The 16420-nt window shown below is 44.0% G+C and carries 11 protein-coding genes and 1 pseudogene; 5 read left to right on the forward strand and 7 right to left on the reverse strand.

Features of this window, described 5'->3' with window-relative positions; all coding sequences use genetic code 11:
* Nucleotides 1-169: 169 nt before the first annotated feature.
* Nucleotides 170-1025: pseudogene (locus tag FTV04_RS15525) on the reverse strand (PLP-dependent aminotransferase family protein); the annotation flags it as partial.
* 107 nt (nt 1026-1132) lie between these two features.
* Between FTV04_RS15525 and FTV04_RS15530 the strand changes: the two are divergent.
* On the forward strand, nt 1133-1561 hold the full coding sequence (locus FTV04_RS15530) for a hypothetical protein (protein WP_227591840.1): 429 nt from the start codon (nt 1133-1135) through the stop codon (nt 1559-1561).
* 32 nt (nt 1562-1593) lie between these two features.
* On the opposite strand, the gene FTV04_RS15535 is transcribed toward FTV04_RS15530, so the two are convergent.
* Both FTV04_RS15535 and dapB read right to left on the reverse strand, forming a co-directional pair.
* Nucleotides 1594-2238 carry an START domain-containing protein gene (locus FTV04_RS15535; protein WP_180003644.1) on the reverse strand — a complete coding sequence of 215 codons (645 nt, stop codon included), beginning with the start codon at nt 2236-2238 and terminating at the stop codon, nt 1594-1596.
* Between the two features lie 58 nt (nt 2239-2296).
* Nucleotides 2297-3118, reverse strand: a complete 822-nt coding sequence (gene dapB, locus FTV04_RS15540) for a 4-hydroxy-tetrahydrodipicolinate reductase (protein WP_078194102.1) — start codon at nt 3116-3118, stop codon at nt 2297-2299.
* 198 nt (nt 3119-3316) lie between these two features.
* On the opposite strand from dapB, the gene FTV04_RS15545 reads away from it, so the two are divergent.
* A complete protein-coding gene (locus FTV04_RS15545) occupies nt 3317-4960 on the forward strand; it encodes a PglL family O-oligosaccharyltransferase (RefSeq protein WP_180090292.1) in 1644 nt (547 codons plus the stop codon).
* An 84-nt stretch (nt 4961-5044) separates the two neighbouring features.
* On the opposite strand, the gene dnaJ is transcribed toward FTV04_RS15545, so the two are convergent.
* From dnaJ to FTV04_RS15565, 4 genes are all read right to left on the reverse strand, one after another.
* Entirely contained in the window at nt 5045-6163 is a 1119-nt protein-coding gene (gene dnaJ, locus FTV04_RS15550) for a molecular chaperone DnaJ (protein ID WP_111885156.1), read from the reverse strand.
* A gap of 106 nt (nt 6164-6269) precedes the next feature.
* The gene (locus FTV04_RS15555) at nt 6270-6647 is read right to left on the reverse strand and encodes a hypothetical protein (protein WP_180011060.1); all 378 of its coding nucleotides are present in this window, start codon (nt 6645-6647) and stop codon (nt 6270-6272) included.
* 133 nt (nt 6648-6780) lie between these two features.
* Nucleotides 6781-9918: an efflux RND transporter permease subunit gene (locus tag FTV04_RS15560; RefSeq protein ID WP_180090294.1), complete on the reverse strand. Its 3138-nt coding sequence runs from the start codon at nt 9916-9918 to the stop codon at nt 6781-6783.
* A complete protein-coding gene (locus FTV04_RS15565) occupies nt 9918-11024 on the reverse strand; it encodes an efflux RND transporter periplasmic adaptor subunit (protein WP_180090296.1) in 1107 nt (368 codons plus the stop codon). The genes FTV04_RS15560 and FTV04_RS15565 overlap by 1 nt, the downstream gene beginning before the upstream one ends.
* A 151-nt stretch (nt 11025-11175) precedes the next feature.
* On the opposite strand from FTV04_RS15565, the gene FTV04_RS15570 reads away from it, so the two are divergent.
* From FTV04_RS15570 to FTV04_RS15580, 3 genes are all read left to right on the forward strand, one after another.
* Complete coding sequence (locus tag FTV04_RS15570; RefSeq protein WP_180011056.1) at nt 11176-11799, forward strand: TetR/AcrR family transcriptional regulator; 624 nt, start codon at nt 11176-11178, stop codon at nt 11797-11799.
* A 152-nt stretch (nt 11800-11951) separates the two neighbouring features.
* Nucleotides 11952-14636, forward strand: a complete 2685-nt coding sequence (ppc, locus tag FTV04_RS15575; protein WP_180090298.1) for a phosphoenolpyruvate carboxylase — start codon at nt 11952-11954, stop codon at nt 14634-14636.
* 297 nt (nt 14637-14933) lie between these two features.
* Entirely contained in the window at nt 14934-16238 is a 1305-nt protein-coding gene (locus FTV04_RS15580) for a solute carrier family 23 protein (protein WP_180090300.1), read from the forward strand.
* Nucleotides 16239-16420 lie beyond the last annotated feature (182 nt).

A 16420-nucleotide genomic window follows, 5' to 3' on the forward strand; every position in this document is an offset into this window, starting at 1 on the left:
TGGTCTAACACCTTGCAATGTTTGTCTTTTATACGTAATTTAAGGGTTTTCATGTACTTATATTAACAATCAAAACTCAAGGAAAATAGTCCTTAGTTAAATCAAACGACACTTCATGTCGTGTCGCTTATATCTCTGACCTGAAGGACAGAGTTTTACGCTCCATTTGATAAATATCATCTTCAATCACATAACATTGATATTTTTCAGCGAGTTGTGCAATTCGTTCCTTATCTTCATTACTTAAACAAAAACCCAAAGGATTTTGAAAATTTGCAGTCAATAAGCATACTTTCGCGCCTGAATCCCGCATCGCCTGCTCTAAACGATCTAAATCAAAACCTTCCGTATTGGCAGGAATTTCAACAATTTTCCGCTTCAATAAAGCCAATAATTGCAATTGCCCATTATAGTTCGGCGTCGGGACAATGACACTCTCCCCTTCCGCACTCAGATTTTGCAACATCACTGACAAAGCAGGCATACAACCATTGCTTATGTAAATATCATCCTTAGGCATGTAAAAACCATCTTCAGCCCAATGTGCCGACAAAGCTTCATGCAATTGTGGATGACCTTGCCGATTGTTATATAAAAAATCTTCTGGTTTACAATGCTTTAATGCCCTTTGGATTGAACGTCTGAGTGCTTCAACAGGAACAAAATTGGGGGGACAACTGAATTGAACCCAAATGAATCAGGCGACTATTTGCAGAGGCTTCATGGATCTGAATTTGCAATTCTAAATTCGAAATTTCACGAGGTCGGGAATCAAAATCAGGATGATTCGGCACGGCAATTTGCTGGGCTTTCTGTGAGGATTGCACAAAATAACCAGACTTTTCTTTGACATAAATCAGGCCTTTGGCTTCAAGTAATTCATAGCAGCGTTTCGCGGTATTTAAACTGATCTGATGCTGCTGTGAAAATTGACGTAGCGCATACAGACGCTGCCCTGCGGCCAATTCACCACTATAAATTTTCTGTGCCAACTGCTGCGCAAGCTGCTGATATTGAAAAGCCATCTGTACCCTTTTTTTAATCATTCTTGTATCTGTACCCATTAAGTTAACAGATTTAAGCTGATGGCATCAGGTTGATATCTCAAAAATAACGATAGGGGGACAAATACATGAATGACTTCACGCAGCTTCGAGCGGGTCTAATCATCTTCAGCACACTCACGCTTATGGCGTGCCAACCCGAACAGCACACTCAAGCTCAAAGCCAGCAAAATTTTATCTGTAAATCTTTAATTCAAGGTTTTTTGAGTGCCCAAAAACTGACGCAATATGAACTTGAGCAGATCCAACCGATCACCAGCGGCGGGTTACATCAGCAGCTATATATCTATAAAGCCAAGTCTGAAAACGGCATGAATATCATGCCGCAGCAAGCCAAACTTCGCTTTGCCTGTGAACAAATGACCGCGCGGCAATTTCAAATCAAGTTACATCCGCATCAATTTCCAGAACAGACCTTACTCAGCATCGAACTTCCAGAAACACAGCACATGCAGCAGTTGACTGCATTTCGCCTGCCTGAGATGCAAAGTCATTGATCGTTCATATTGAACTGAATCATTACTAAGGCTTATTTTAAAATTTCGGGAACGGTCGCAACAGTTTTGCTTTTACCCAGCTGCACTTTCATTTTTTGTAGCATTTGATAAGGCTGTTGCTGCACAAACATATTCACGAAACTGAGCGGAATGGAGCCTTCCGGATTAGCATAGCCATAGGTCGACACTTTGACTTTTTGATTGCCTAAACGCTGGAAGGTCCAATCGCCCTCATAGTCGGTGAGGCGTACATAATTGGGATTGATCGGATAACCTTTTTTCACCGCTTTATTTTGGATGCTAATAATGCCCTGTGCATCTTTACGCATTTTGCCTTGTACCACCAAATCACGGTCTTTTAAGGGAAAAGGAAAATCCAACACCATATATAAACTGAATTCACCTTTCTGGTCATCGCGGGATAAGACTTTGACACTGCCCATATAAGGGACCCAATTCACTGCATTTTCCACATCTAAAATCAGGGAAACCGCTTTTTCGATGGGCACATCAAAACTAGTTTCAGCTTTGTATTGAAAGACAGGATTTTGAGCATTTTGGTAGGTCCAAACCTTAATATTATTTTTATTAATCGTGAGTTTGGCATTATCCATAGTTTTCGCTTGTACTGCCGCAGTGAATGCGACAGCACAGGCCATAAAGATGACTTTTTTCATTCCATTGATCGTCTTATTTTAATTTTATGCTGTTGTTATAACGGATTTTAACGCGCTTTTATACGTCAATATCGTTAAAACCCAGTACATCTTTCATATCGTACTTACGTGCTTCACGACCAACTACCCATGCAGCTGCACGTACTGCACCAGAGGCAAAGTTCATACGGTTGGTCGCTTTATGGGTAATTTCAACACGTTCGCCATCCGCAATAAACATCGCAGTATGTTCACCCACAATGTCACCACCACGAATCGTTTGGAAGCCAATGGTTTGACGTTCACGTGGACCCGTATGACCTTCACGGCAATACACAGCATCTTGTTTTAAGTCACGTCCTAAAGCACCGGCAATGGCTTCGCCCCACATTAGCGCTGTACCTGATGGTGCATCAACTTTATGGCGATGATGAGCTTCAATCACTTCAATATCCACAGTATCGCCAAACACTTTTGATGCCAATTCAAGAAGTTTGATTGAAACGTTTACACCGACAGAATAGTTCGCTGCATAGACCACAGGGGTTTCTGTTGCTGTTTCATCGAGATAAGCTTTTTGCTCATCATTCATACCTGTGGTACCAATGACAATCGCAACGCCTGCTTCACGGCAAAGTTTAAGATGCTGTGCTGTTGCTGCAGGTGCAGTAAAATCGATTACGACATCACAATCTTTTAAAACCTCAGCTAGGTTACCGACAACCTTTACGCCAACCGCGCCAATCCCTGCAAGTTCACCGGCATCCGCACCGACCAAGCTACTTTCAGGACGTTCTACCGCAGCAGCCAATTGATAGCCAGCTTGCTGAACCGCCTGAATTAAGATGCGTCCCATACGACCGCCTGCGCCCAAGATACCAATACGTGGAGCTGCTGACATAACATTTTCCTAATGTTGATTCGAAATTGGTCTTACTATATCAAAACTCCATGCGCAGGCTAAGTTACAAACAAAAAAATCCTGCATTTTCCGAAGGACTTTTGCAAATCAAGCTCTTCGACAGACGCTGACTATTCCCTCACCAAGTTTGGGCATTTTCACGGTATGATAGGCGCGTTCTATTGATCTTGAATATTCATGAAAACCCTATTGTATCTTTGTGCGGCAGTCTGTATTGCACTGGCATGGCTGATTCCGATTCATTACCGACCTTGGGCCACGTATACCGGTGAGCTTTATACCTTCTTTGCCCTGTTTGCCTTAGCGGCAACGTTCTTTAAAGAAAAGCTCATGGTGGCAAAAATTTCCTTGCCCCTATTGCTCTTAGCGCTGATTCCCTTCGTCCAATTGGCTTTTGGGCAGGTGTATTATTTTAGTATTGCCTTACTCTGTATGCTGTTTGTGTTCAGCTTCTGGCTGTGTATCAATCTTGGTTTCAGCCTCTCGCAAGGTACGGAAAAACGCGAAAAAACCTTCCTATACCTGAGCTATACCTTTGTTGCTTCTGGGGTTATGACAGGGCTCATCGCAATATGTCAGTGGCTAGATTTTGACTCGTTTCTTCCTTTTGTGATGAAAATTAGTGGAACTACGCGCCCATTTGCAAATTTCGCTCAGCCGAATAACATGGCCACGTTTCTGCTCATGTCCTTGTTAGCCTGCTTATATGTTTATGAACAGCAAAAAGTTAAAACCCGCTATTTGGTCGCTTGTGCGATACCTATTTTAATTGGGGTCGCGCTCAGCCAATCTCGGACTTCTTGGGTGGCTAGTATCTGTGTCCTAGTCTATTTGGCTTATGCACAGTACAAAGATTATATCCGTCTTCGCTGGTTTTACAGTTTGGCCTGGTTTATCGGCTTTGTGGCGCTGATTGTATTGATGCCAAAATTAAGTCAAATCATGAGCCAAATGTCCGACATGAATATTCAAGAAAGTCGTGACGTGGTCAAACGTGCTGGTGGCGATATGTCGCGTTTAGCCATTTGGCAACAAATGGCGCATGCCGTAGCTGCACAGCCTTGGTTTGGCTATGGTTGGCATCAAACCAGTAGCGCTTTTGTCTCGATCTCTGACACGGTACAAGGGCCTGTATGGATTCGTAGCTCACACAATTTTATTTTGGATTTCTTATTGTGGAATGGCGCCATTATTGGTGTGCCGTTCTTGGCCTATTTCGCCTATTGGGGCATCCAATTACAGAAGTTAGCCAAGTCTGCATTATCTGTGATTGGCCTATTGATGGTCGGTGTCTTCGTTATTCATGCCATGTTGGAGTTTCCGCAAAACTACGCATATTTCTTACTGCCTGCGGGTTTTATTATTGGGATTCTTCAAGCAGCGAAGCCACAGACGGCTACTTTGAGCCTGTCTCCGTGGTTTATCCGCATTGTTTTCGTGATTGGCGCCGTGCTGATTACGGTGATTTATCGTGATTATGCCAATGCAGCGATTCAGCTGGGCCAGGCATCAAAATATGAAAAAACACCGGAGAAAATCACCAACCATGAGCCGATCTATTTGCTCACGGAATTTAGACATCGGGTGGCGATTATTCGTTTAAATCCGTACTCCATCGTTTCTGAACAAACCATTCAGGATACTGAAAAATTGGTTCGCAGCTATCCAGCGAAATACCACATCATTAAATATGCACGTTTATTGGCATTTAATGGTCGTGAGGCTGAAGCACGTCATCAGCTACAGCGTCTTAAAAATATCTATAGGCTCGACATGAGCTATGAGAGTTTATTACCGCCTACAGCACAGCCGAAACCTTAAAACGCTCAATAAAAAAGCCTGCAATTATGCAGGCTTTTTTATACCTGAGTTCACATCACAGCGAACTCAAGCAAATCATATCAATTAATCAAATAAACGGTCGAAGAATGATTTTTTCTTCGGAGATGATTTATTGTCATCGCCATCCATCGTGTCTTGTAACTCTTTCAACAATTCACGTTGACGAGCCGTTAAGTTCACAGGCGTTTCCACCACAATACGGCAGAGTAAGTCACCGGTCATGCTGGTACGTACAGGCTTCACACCTTTACCACGTAAGCGGAACAATTTACCAGTTTGAGTCCCTTCAGGTACTTTCAAGCTCACACGACCATCGAGTGTCGGAATTTGAATTTCTTTACCCAATGCAGCATCTGCAATGCTTACAGGCACATCCATATATAGGTCAGCGCCATCACGTTGGAAGATTTCGTGTTCACGTACCACCACTTCTACATATAAGTCGCCTGCTTGGCCATCACGGATCGCCTCGCCTTTGCCACTTAAACGTACGCGGTCGCCATTGTCCACACCTGCAGGAATGGTCACCTCTAAAGTTTGCTGACGGTCAGAAACCCCTGAACCATGACATTTATTACATGGGTTCTTAATGATTTTACCTTGACCACGACAGGTGCTACAGGTTTGCTGCACAGAGAAGAAGCCCTGTTGCATACGCACTTGACCGGCACCATGACAGGTTTTACAGGTTTCAACGTCATTCGGATTTTTAGATCCTTTACCATCACAGGCATCACATGGCGCTGGCGCAGTAAAGGTAATGGTTTTTTTCACGCCCTTCACAGCTTCCTCAAGGGTAAGCTCCATAACATAGCGTAAGTCTGAACCACGGCGTGCACGTTGCTGACCACCACGGCCACCACCGCCAAATGCGCCACCGAATATGTCACCAAACTGACTAAAGATATCTTCTGCGCTAAAACCGCCACCGAAGCCACCGCCGCCGCCCATGCCGCCTTCAAAAGCTTGATGTCCCATACGGTCATACATACTACGTTTTTCGCTGTCCGATAAAACTTCATATGCTTCTGCAGCTTCTTTGAATTTTTCTTCAGCTTCTGGGTTATCTGGATTACGGTCAGGGTGATACTTCATCGCCAACTTACGGTAGGCTTTTTTAATTTCATCATCACTTGCGGTTTTAGATACACCTAAAACCTCATAATAATCACGTTTAGCCATGTCTGGCGATGCTCCTCACGGAATTTAATTTAATACTTAACTGTGGTCTGAAATTGGGGAATCAAACCATTTTTTCAAGGGGTAGGCAGGAAAAAAATAAATCGACTTAGAAAACAGCCTTATTTTTAACGAATTTGGATAGACCTTGGATCCATGCATTTAATAGATACAAAAAGGCAATCGCAGAAAAGATCACACCAATTACCGTGCATGCAGTCACCCAAAGATAGGTGTCCCAATAATAGAAAAATAAAGGAATAAACCACAGTGCGGCAAAAATGGCCATCATGGAATAAATCACGACGGTGCGCATGACCCAAAGCGCTTGGGCTTGGAGCCAAACTTCTGCAGAATCGATTTGAGTTACTTTGCGTGCAAAGCCGTAGGCAAATACACCACTAATCAGGGTAAATAAAGCGAAAAACATGAAGACATAAGAAATCGCAATATAACGGCGATACTTAGCTAAACTCTCTGCTGTCATCTGTGATTCAACCCCGTACACCACAATATGCCGCGCTGCACTTGTGGTTGTTTTACTTTTTAAAAATGTCTTTGTAGATCAGGTGCTACTATAGAGAAAAATTCAATATTTCGCACCCAATATTATGACACTTTTAAGGATTCTGCTGAGTTTTTTTCACTTTAAACCACTGTGCATACAACGCAGGTAAAAAGAACAAAGTCAGTAGGGTCGCCACGATCAATCCACCCATAATCGCCACGGCCATTGGACCGAAGAAAATACTGCGAGAAAGTGGAATCATCGCCAATACAGCGGCCAATGCAGTCAACACAATGGGACGGCAACGACGTACCGTCGCATTGATAATCGCATCCCAAGCCGACTCCCCGGACTGAATATCTTGTTCAATCTGATCAATCAAAATCAGTGAATTGCGCATAATCATTCCTGACAGTGCAATCGTGCCGAGCATCGCCACAAAACCAAAGGGTTTATTGAACAATAACAGGAATAACACCACGCCAATAATGCCCAAAGGTGCAGTTAAAAATACGATCATCGCCCGTGACATGCTGCGTAATTGAATCATCAACAAAGTCATGACAACTGCGAGAAATAGTGGCATGCCCGCATTTACAGAAGTTTGACCTCGTGCTGACTCTTCCACAGTGCCGCCTACTTCGAGTAGATAACCATTCGGCATCTCTGCACGTAGCTGATCAAATGAATCTTTTAACTCACCCACCACCGTTGCAGGTTGCAATTTACTGCGAATATCCGCGCGCACAGTAATGGTCGGTAAACGGTTACGATGCCAAATCAAACCTTCTTCAAAGCTATACTCAATTTTCGCAATCTGCGCCAATGGCACTGAACCACCATTGCTGGTCGGTACTGCCAAACTGCTGAGCGAACCGACATCCAATCGCTCCGCTTGATCACCACGCATCCGAATTTCAATCAGCTCTCGTTTCTCACGATACTGATTAATCACTGCACCACTGATTGAACTATTCAGGAAATTGGACAGATCTAGACTGGAAACTCCCATTTGACGTGCGCGATCTTGGTCGATGTCCAGTTTAATGACTTTGCTTGGTTCACCCCAATCCAAATGCACATTGGTGGTGTTCGGGTTTTCACTGACTTTTGCAGACACCCGTTGTGCCCACTCACGCACCAAGCTCAGATCTTCACCTGACACGCGGAACTGCAATGGATAACCCACGGGTGGACCATTTTCTAAAAGTGAAACGCGAGTACGTACTTCAGGTAAGAGCTTACGGATTTCTTCTGCTAATGACTGACGGATTTCATTGCGATCATCTAAAGATGAAGCCAACACCACAAACTGAGCAAAACTGGCTTGAGGTAGCTGTTGATCTAGAGGTAAATAAAACCGCGGCGAACCTGTCCCCACATAAGCCACAAAATTATCAATGCCCTGTTTTTTTGACAAGAACGCTTCGACTTTTTTTACGGCCGCTTCTGTGGCCTTCAGTGAAGCGCCTTCCTCAAGCTTTAAATCCACTAAAATTTCAGCACGGTTTGACGGTGGGAAGAACTGCTGTGGTACGGTTTTAAACATTAAAATCGATAACACAAAAATGCCAACCGTCGCGGCAATCACCGTCTTGCGATAGGTCACACAAGTGTCGACCCAACCACGGAAACGTTGATAAAACGGAGACTGATAAGGATCATGATGTTCGCCGGCATGATGCACCATCGGCTGAGGTTCGGGCTGCTTACGTAAACGTGCCCACAGGCGCTGATACCACGGGGTTTTTTGTACTAAATCTTTGTTAAAATCTGGCAGTAATTTATCCCCCAGATAGGGAACAAACAGTACTGCTGCAAACCATGACACCACCAATGCAATGGTGACCACTTGGAAAATCGAGCGGGTATATTCGCCTGTGCTCGATGCGGCTGTGGCAATCGGCAAAAAGCCAGCCGCAGTAATCAGTGTGCCTGTCAGCATTGGAAATGCAGTGGTCCGCCATGCATGTCCGGCGGCTTGTAATCGGCTATAGCCCTGCTCCATTTTAATCGCCATCATTTCGACAGCAATAATCGCATCATCCACCAATAAACCGAGTGCGAGAATCAAGGCCCCCAAAGAAATCTTGTGCAACCCGACATCAAACATCTGCATGCCAGCAAAAGTCATGGCCAAGACCAAGGGAATGGAAAATGCAACGACAAGACCTGTACGGAAACCCAAGGAGAAGAAGCTCACCAATAGGACGATAATCACCGCCTCAGCGAGGACTTTCATAAACTCATTGACGCTGCGCTTCACGGCAACAGGCTGATCCGATACTTTTTTTAGTTCCATGCCCAAGGGCAAGGTTTTTTGCAAGCGGGCAAATTCTGTTTCAAGGTTTTTACCCAAAGCCAGAATGTCGCCACCTTTACGCATCGACACGGCAATGCCTAAACCATTTTCGCCCATAAATCGCATACGCGGCTGTGGGGGATCACTAAAGCCCCGATGTACATCTGCCACATCACCCAATTGAATCGTTCGGCCATTCACCAATAAGGGCATCTGACGCAGTTCATCAATGTTTTGTAAATTGCCGCTGACACGCACTTGAATACGGTCTGAATTGGTTTCAAAAAAGCCGGCACTAGCAACCGTATTTTGCTGCTGCAAGGCTTGTTGAATCGCCGTCACAGGTATGCCCATTTGCGTAGCTTTGGTGTTGGAAATTTCAATCCAAACTTTTTGATCTTGTAGACCAATCAAATCCACTTTCGCAACGTCTTTGACTCGTTGTAACTGGAGCTGTAAACGGTCGGCATATTCCTTCATGGTGGCATAGTCAAAGTCTTTGCCGGTGAGCACATAGATATTACCGAAGGTGTCACCAAACTCATCATTAAAGAAAGGACCTTGCACCCCAGATGGTAATTGATGGCGAACATCATTGACCTTTTTACGCACGGTGTACCAAACATCGGGGACTTGCTGCGAACGTAGACTGTCCTTGGCCACAAAGGTCACCATGGATTCACCCGGACGTGAATACGCCATGATGCGTTCATACTGCCCCGTAGTCATCAGTTCTTTTTCAATTCGATCGGTGACCTGTAGCGAAACTTCTTTGGCTGTTGCACCAGGCCAATAGGTTTGAATCACCATGACTTTAAAGGTAAATGGCGGGTCTTCACTCTGCGACAATTTGGAATAGGAAAATATCCCAACGATGCCCAGCAGAATCATAAAATAAAGGATTAAACCTTTATTTTTCAGTGCCCACTCAGACAAGTTAAAATTCATTATTTAACTCCTGTCTGAATGTGTACCGCACGATTTTCACGATCAACGGGTTGTATTTTTTGTTTTTCGCGGAGTAAATGCACGCCGCCAACCACCACAAAATCCCCTGCTTGCAGACCACTAAGTACGGGCACGCTATCACGTCCGTATTCGCCTAAACTTACTGGAACTTTACGTACAGTATTATCTGCATTGACCACCATCACATATGCCTGCTGACCACTCGCAGACACACTCGATAACGGCACATGCAAAACATTCTGCTGTGCTTTGGTTAAAAATACCCGTGCACTTTGCCCCAGTTGAATGGCGCTATTGCCTTCACGTAATGCCACTTTGACACTATAAGTACGAGACTGATCAGCAGCAGGACTAATTTCTCGCACATAGCCTGCAAATTTTTCCTGTGGTTTCGACCACAAGGTGACCCATGCATCCTGCCCTGTTTTAATTTCAGTAACCGCTTGTTCAGGCACACCAATGACCACTTCACGTTCACCTGCAATCGCCAATTGAAATGCCGGTTGTCCTGCTGCAATCACTTGACCAATCTCAATATTACGCTCAGTAATGACCCCATTTTTATTGGCAATTAATTGGTTATAACCGGTCTGATTACGACTCACATCATAATTGGATTGCGCTTGCTTTAAATTCGACTGTGCTGCTTTATATTGGTTTTCCACCGCATCGTACTGCGAACGACTCACAGCATTGACTGGCAATAATTGCTTAAAGCGTTTTAGTTCATCTTCAGCAATTTGTGCAGCGGAACGCGCACTTTCAAGCTGCGCTTGTGCTGCATTCAGTTGCAACTGTGCATCTTTGACGTCTAATTTTGCCAAGACTTGCCCGACTCGGACTTGGTCTCCAACATCGACATAGCGCTCAGTGATTTGACCGCCAACCCGAAACGCTAAAGCTGTTTGCTGGCGTGCTTGTACATCACCCGCATAACTTTTTTGTTCAAAATGTGTGGCGCCTGGCTGAGTCACCATCACAAATGGCACTTCCTGTTCTGTTTGGGCTTTATCCTTGCTGCATCCCCATAAGGTCACACTGCAAACGATAATCATGCTGACAACTGTGATCTTAATCGTACTCATGAAGTTCGCTCTTAATAAAAAGTCTTTTTTAGGGCAGAATATTATTCAATTAATTTGGTTATTTTTTAATTAATAAACCATGCGGTACATTAATTAGATTAATTATCCTAAATCAATGACCTTTTCGCCTTTTTTGGAATTTTTTCAGCAAATGAATGTCGGCCGCCCGAAAGACTTAGAAAAACGACAACGGATTTTAGAGTCTGCAAAACAATTATTTTTAGAAATGGGCTATCACGGTTGCAGCATGAATCAGATTGCCCAACATGCAGCGGTCACCAAACTGACGGTCTATAACCATTTTCAGGACAAAGCCACTTTATTTACCAGTGCGATTGAAGACACCTGTGAATATATTTTAAATACTCGCCCGCGACATCTGCACAGCGAAAGTCATTTTATGCAGGCTTTCGTTGAAATTTGTGAGTTGGGGCTGAACATCATGAATTTGCCTGAAGCCATTAAACTGGATTTATTACTTTTGGAGTTGGCTGCCGAACACAGTCCTTTGGTGGAACAGTTTTTCCGTGCCTCACATTTAAAAATGCGCCAAGTCTGGGAAAACTTTTTTCAAGATGCAGCAGCTTTAAATTTCATTCAGCAGGATCACCCTGCCCGACAAACTGAACTGATTGTGTCGCTACTGATGGGACTACGCCATCAAGAGGTTTTATTGGGCATGCGCCCAGTACCTGAAGCAGCAGAGCGGCAAGCCATTATTCACTCTGCCATCGAAATCTTTATGCTGAAATATCAACTCAGCACGCAGAGCTAAGCATTTTCTGAAATATTTCAACGCTAAACTGAAACAAATGGCATAGCTATTGCTCATTTACCTAGAAAAGTCATCCGACTTTTGTCTGTACCCCCTTTTGCCACAGCACTTTCGGGGTATAGTCGAGACAGGAATACACGGAGAAATAACAAATGATTCAACAAATTGATGCTCCATTACGTGAAGACGTGCGCTTACTGGGCAATTTATTGGGTGAAACCCTAAAGCAGCATGCAGGACAAGATTTGTTTAATCAGGTAGAGCAAATTCGTGCTTTGTCTAAAGGCGCGCGCGATGGACAAGTTGAAGCCGAAAAACAGTTAGAACAATTATTTTTAAATTTAAAAGATGAAGAAATTCTGCCACTGACCCGTGCATTTACACACTTTCTCAACTTTGCCAATATTGCCGAACAATACAATGTGGTGCGCAGCCGTCGCCAAAGTGAGTTTGATGAGCAAGCACCATCACCGAATCCACTCGATCATTTATTTGAAAAATTTAAAAGCAATAACATCAGTGCGGAACAACTGTTCCAACAAATTTGTGAATTAAAAATTGAATTGGTCCTGACCGCACATCCAACTGAAGTCAGCCGCCGTACCTTGATCCAAAAATATGATGGGATTAATGATTGTCTGTTTAAAATGGATCAACAAAAACTTACGCCACGCGAACGCAAAGCCGTACTGGATGATTTAAAACAACTGATTTGCTCGGCATGGCAAACGGATGAAATTCGTCAACATCGCCCGACGCCTGTCGACGAAGCAAAATGGGGCTTCACGACCATTGAACAGACCTTGTGGAATGCTGTACCCAAATTCATGCGTGAATTGGATGGCATGGTTCAAGATCATTGTGGCAAGACGTTGCCTTTAAATGTTGCCCCAGTGCGCTTTGCGTCATGGATGGGCGGTGACCGTGATGGTAACCCAAACGTCACCCATAATATTACTCAAGAAGTGCTTTGGCTTTCACGTTGGAAAGCTGCCGACCTGTATTTACGCGATATCGAAGACCTGCGCTGGGAACTTTCGATTCAAGAATGCAGCAAAGAGCTTAGTGATGCCTTGGGTCATTTCCACCCTGAACCGTATCGTGAATATCTACGTGATGCACGGGAACGCCTCAAAGCCACTCGTCACTGGTTGGCACTAAAACTCCGTGGTGAAGATGCGGACGATAGCCAAGTCATTAAAAGCCGCCATGAACTGCTCGATCCACTATTGGTTTGCTACCGTTCACTGATTGACAGCGGTTTACCTGAAATTGCCAATGGTCAGTTACTCGACTTTATTCATCGGGTGAATTGTTTCGGTATCGAATTACTCAAACTCGATATTCGTCAGGAGTCGACTCGTCATCGCCAAGCCATTTCTGCCATTACGGAATATTTAGGTTTAGGCAATTTTGAAACATGGACGGAGCAAGCCCGTCAAAACTTCTTGATTCAGGAACTGCAAAGCAAACGTCCATTGCTACCGAAGTTTTTAAATGAGCCAAAACAAAGCCTGATTGAACATCCAGATGTACAAGAAGTCTTTGCGACCATGCGCACTTTGGCAGAACAGCCACCTGAAAGTTTAGGGGCTTATATTATTTCCATGGCCGAACATCCGAGTGATGTCTTGGCTGTATTGTTACTGCAAAAAGAAGCCGGCATCAAACAAGCGCTACGCGTCGTGCCACTGTTTGAAACTCTAAAAGATTTGGATGGTGCAGCCCGTACCATGAATACCCTATTCAATATGCATTGGTATAAGCAGCATATTCAGGGTAAACACGAGGTGATGATTGGCTATTCAGACTCAGCCAAAGATGCGGGCTTTATGTCGGCAAACTGGGCGCAGTATCGTGCACAGGAAGAATTAACCGCAGTTGCGAAAAAACATGATGTACAACTGACATTATTCCATGGCCGTGGCGGTTCAATCAGCCGTGGTGGTGCGCCGACACAGCAAGCCCTATTTTCACAGCCACCAGGTTCGATTTCAGGTGCAATCCGTGTCACAGAACAAGGGGAAATGATTCGCTTCAAGTTTGGATTAGAAGGCATTGCCTTACAAAACCTAGAAATTTACACCGCAGCGACCTTAGAAGCGACCTTATTGCCACCGCCTGAACCGAAACAGGAATGGCGTCAGCTCATGCACAGCATGACGGATCTGTCGGTACAGGTGTATCGTCAAACCGTGCGTGAAAATCTGCATTTTGTAAAATACCTACGGACTGTGACACCCGAACTGGAACTACAAATGTTACCGCTCGGATCACGCCCAGCCAAACGTAAAGTCAGCGGTGGAATTGAGTCTTTACGTGCGATTCCTTGGGTGTTCGCATGGACGCAAATCCGTTTGATGCTTCCTGCTTGGCTCGGTACAGGTGCTGCGATTAATCAAGTGATTGATCAAGGTCAAAAGCAGACACTCGAAGAAATGTTAGAGCAATGGCCTTATTTCCAAACCCTGATTGATATGTTGGAAATGGTCTTGTCCAAAGCCGATGGCCATGTGGCACTATATTATGAGTCTCATCTGACAGATGACGCAGACCTCAAACAGTTGGGCGAAGAGTTACGTCAGCGTTTACGTGATGCGGTACAAACGCTATTAGCACTCAAAGGTGAATCGAAATTACTTAGCAGTAACGATGTGCTCGACCAATCCATGAAGGTGCGTAAGCCTTATTTATTGCCGCTACATTTACTACAAGCCGAACTGATGAAACGCCGCCGTGCATACCTTGCCGAGCGTCAGGCTGAAAATACCCCAGTCGACCATGCGTTGATGGTTAGTATCGCGGGTATTGCGGCAGGTTTGCGTAACACTGGCTAAATCTTCCAAGTTTTCAAAAAGCACACAGAACTGTGTGCTTTTTTTTTAACCAGTCATATTGGTTTTAATTTATTTTGGAATATATAAAATAAGAAAAATTTATGAAGAATTGGCTTCAAGCCTATTTGATTAATTGCATGATTTAATGCCTTTTTTACACCCTTAAAACTTTTACCATTTGGTAAATTTACATGTAAAGTCATGTAATTAGTTTGAACAAAATATTTTTAAAAGAGATTAAATCTTCTAAAAAACAAGAGTATGATGTGCACAATTTATCTATTGAGTGCTCATTTTATGTCCAATTGGTTTCCCAAATGGCGCCCGTACGAAGGCAATATTGATGCACGTCCTGTAGGTACAAATGAGTATCTACCTCCGGTGCAAAGTGTTGTATTGGGGATACAACATGCCTTTGCAATGTTTGGTGCAACTGTCCTTGCGCCATTTTTGATGGGCTTTGATGCCAACCTTGCGATTTTAATGTCGGGGATCTGTACCATCCTATTCTTCTTTATGACAGGTGGTCGTGTACCAAGTTATTTAGGCTCAAGCTTTGCCTTTATTGGTGTGGTCATTGCCGCAACAGGTTATGCAGCGTCAGGTACTGGCGCAGCAAATGCCAATATCGCATTGGCTGCTGGCGGGATTATGGCCTGCGGTATTTTATATGCCATTTTTGGTTTTATCGTGATGGCAACGGGTACCCGTTGGATTGAAAAACTCATGCCACCTGTAGTGACAGGTGCAGTGGTGATGATCATTGGTCTGAACCTAGCCCCAGTCACTATTAAAGGGGTTGCAGGCAACAACTTTAATATGTGGATGGCATTAGTCACTGTACTGTGTATGGGTTCGATTGCAGTGTTCACGAAGGGCTTGTTACAACGCTTATTACTGTTGGTCGGTCTATTACTGGCATATTTGGTGTATTACATCATTTCCAATGTCATGGGTCATGGCACACCAATCAATTTCGTTCCCGTACAAGAAGCTGCTTGGTTTGGTGTTCCGCACTTCCATTCACCCGTCTTCGACTTCAATGCCATGCTTATTATTGCACCGATTGCGTTGATTTTGGTTGCAGAAAACCTTGGCCACATCAAAGCTGTAGGCGCGATGACAGGTGAAAATCTTGATCCGCACATTGGTAAAGCCTTCGTTGCAGATGGTGTTGCAACCACACTTTCAGGCGGTGTCGGCGGTCCGGGTATGACCACTTATGGCGAAAATATTGGTGTGATGGCAGTGACTCGCGTTTACTCAACTATCGTCTTTGTCTTTGCAGGGGTATTCGCCATCTTCCTTGGTCTTTCTCCAAAGTTTGGTGCGATTATTCATACCATTCCGCAAGCCATTTTGACAGGTGCATCGATTGTTGTATTTGGTCTAATTACCATTGCAGGTGCGAAAATTTGGATTGAAAACAAAGTCGATTTCTCAAAAAATAAAAACCTGATGGTGGCAGCAGTCACGATTATTTTAGGTACAGGTGACTTTGCACTTCAATTCGGTAACTTCAACTTAGGTGGTATTGGTACTGCTACATTTGCAGCGCTGATTTTGAACTGGTTCTTTAGCTTGGGCGATAAATCAGAATAAGCCTCCAAAGCATTTAAAAAAGAATACAACATTCATTTGAAAAGCGGCCGAAAGGCACTGCTGTCCCATAGTTTGACTTAAATAAAAAACCTGAGTCCAAAATAGTTAAAATGTAAGTGCTAACAAAGACTTCAACTATAAAGGATTCAGGTTTTGTCACATCAGAATACCGTATTTCATCA

Origin of the sequence: Acinetobacter sp. YH12219 (assembly GCF_013417875.1) — a bacterium.
GTDB classification, from domain to species: domain Bacteria; phylum Pseudomonadota; class Gammaproteobacteria; order Pseudomonadales; family Moraxellaceae; genus Acinetobacter; species Acinetobacter amyesii.

Coding starts and splice junctions, on each gene's coding strand:
- FTV04_RS15560 (WP_180090294.1), bottom strand. CDS start 9,918: ATGAATTTTAACTTGTCTGAGTGGGCACTGAAAAATAAAGGTTTAATC.
- FTV04_RS15570 (WP_180011056.1), top strand. CDS start 11,176: ATGAATGTCGGCCGCCCGAAAGACTTAGAAAAACGACAACGGATTTTA.
- FTV04_RS15555 (WP_180011060.1), bottom strand. CDS start 6,647: ATGACAGCAGAGAGTTTAGCTAAGTATCGCCGTTATATTGCGATTTCT.
- FTV04_RS15565 (WP_180090296.1), bottom strand. CDS start 11,024: ATGAGTACGATTAAGATCACAGTTGTCAGCATGATTATCGTTTGCAGT.
- dapB (WP_078194102.1), bottom strand. CDS start 3,118: ATGTCAGCAGCTCCACGTATTGGTATCTTGGGCGCAGGCGGTCGTATG.
- FTV04_RS15535 (WP_180003644.1), bottom strand. CDS start 2,238: ATGAAAAAAGTCATCTTTATGGCCTGTGCTGTCGCATTCACTGCGGCA.
- FTV04_RS15545 (WP_180090292.1), top strand. CDS start 3,317: ATGAAAACCCTATTGTATCTTTGTGCGGCAGTCTGTATTGCACTGGCA.
- ppc (WP_180090298.1), top strand. CDS start 11,952: ATGATTCAACAAATTGATGCTCCATTACGTGAAGACGTGCGCTTACTG.
- FTV04_RS15580 (WP_180090300.1), top strand. CDS start 14,934: ATGTCCAATTGGTTTCCCAAATGGCGCCCGTACGAAGGCAATATTGAT.
- FTV04_RS15530 (WP_227591840.1), top strand. CDS start 1,133: ATGAATGACTTCACGCAGCTTCGAGCGGGTCTAATCATCTTCAGCACA.
- dnaJ (WP_111885156.1), bottom strand. CDS start 6,163: ATGGCTAAACGTGATTATTATGAGGTTTTAGGTGTATCTAAAACCGCA.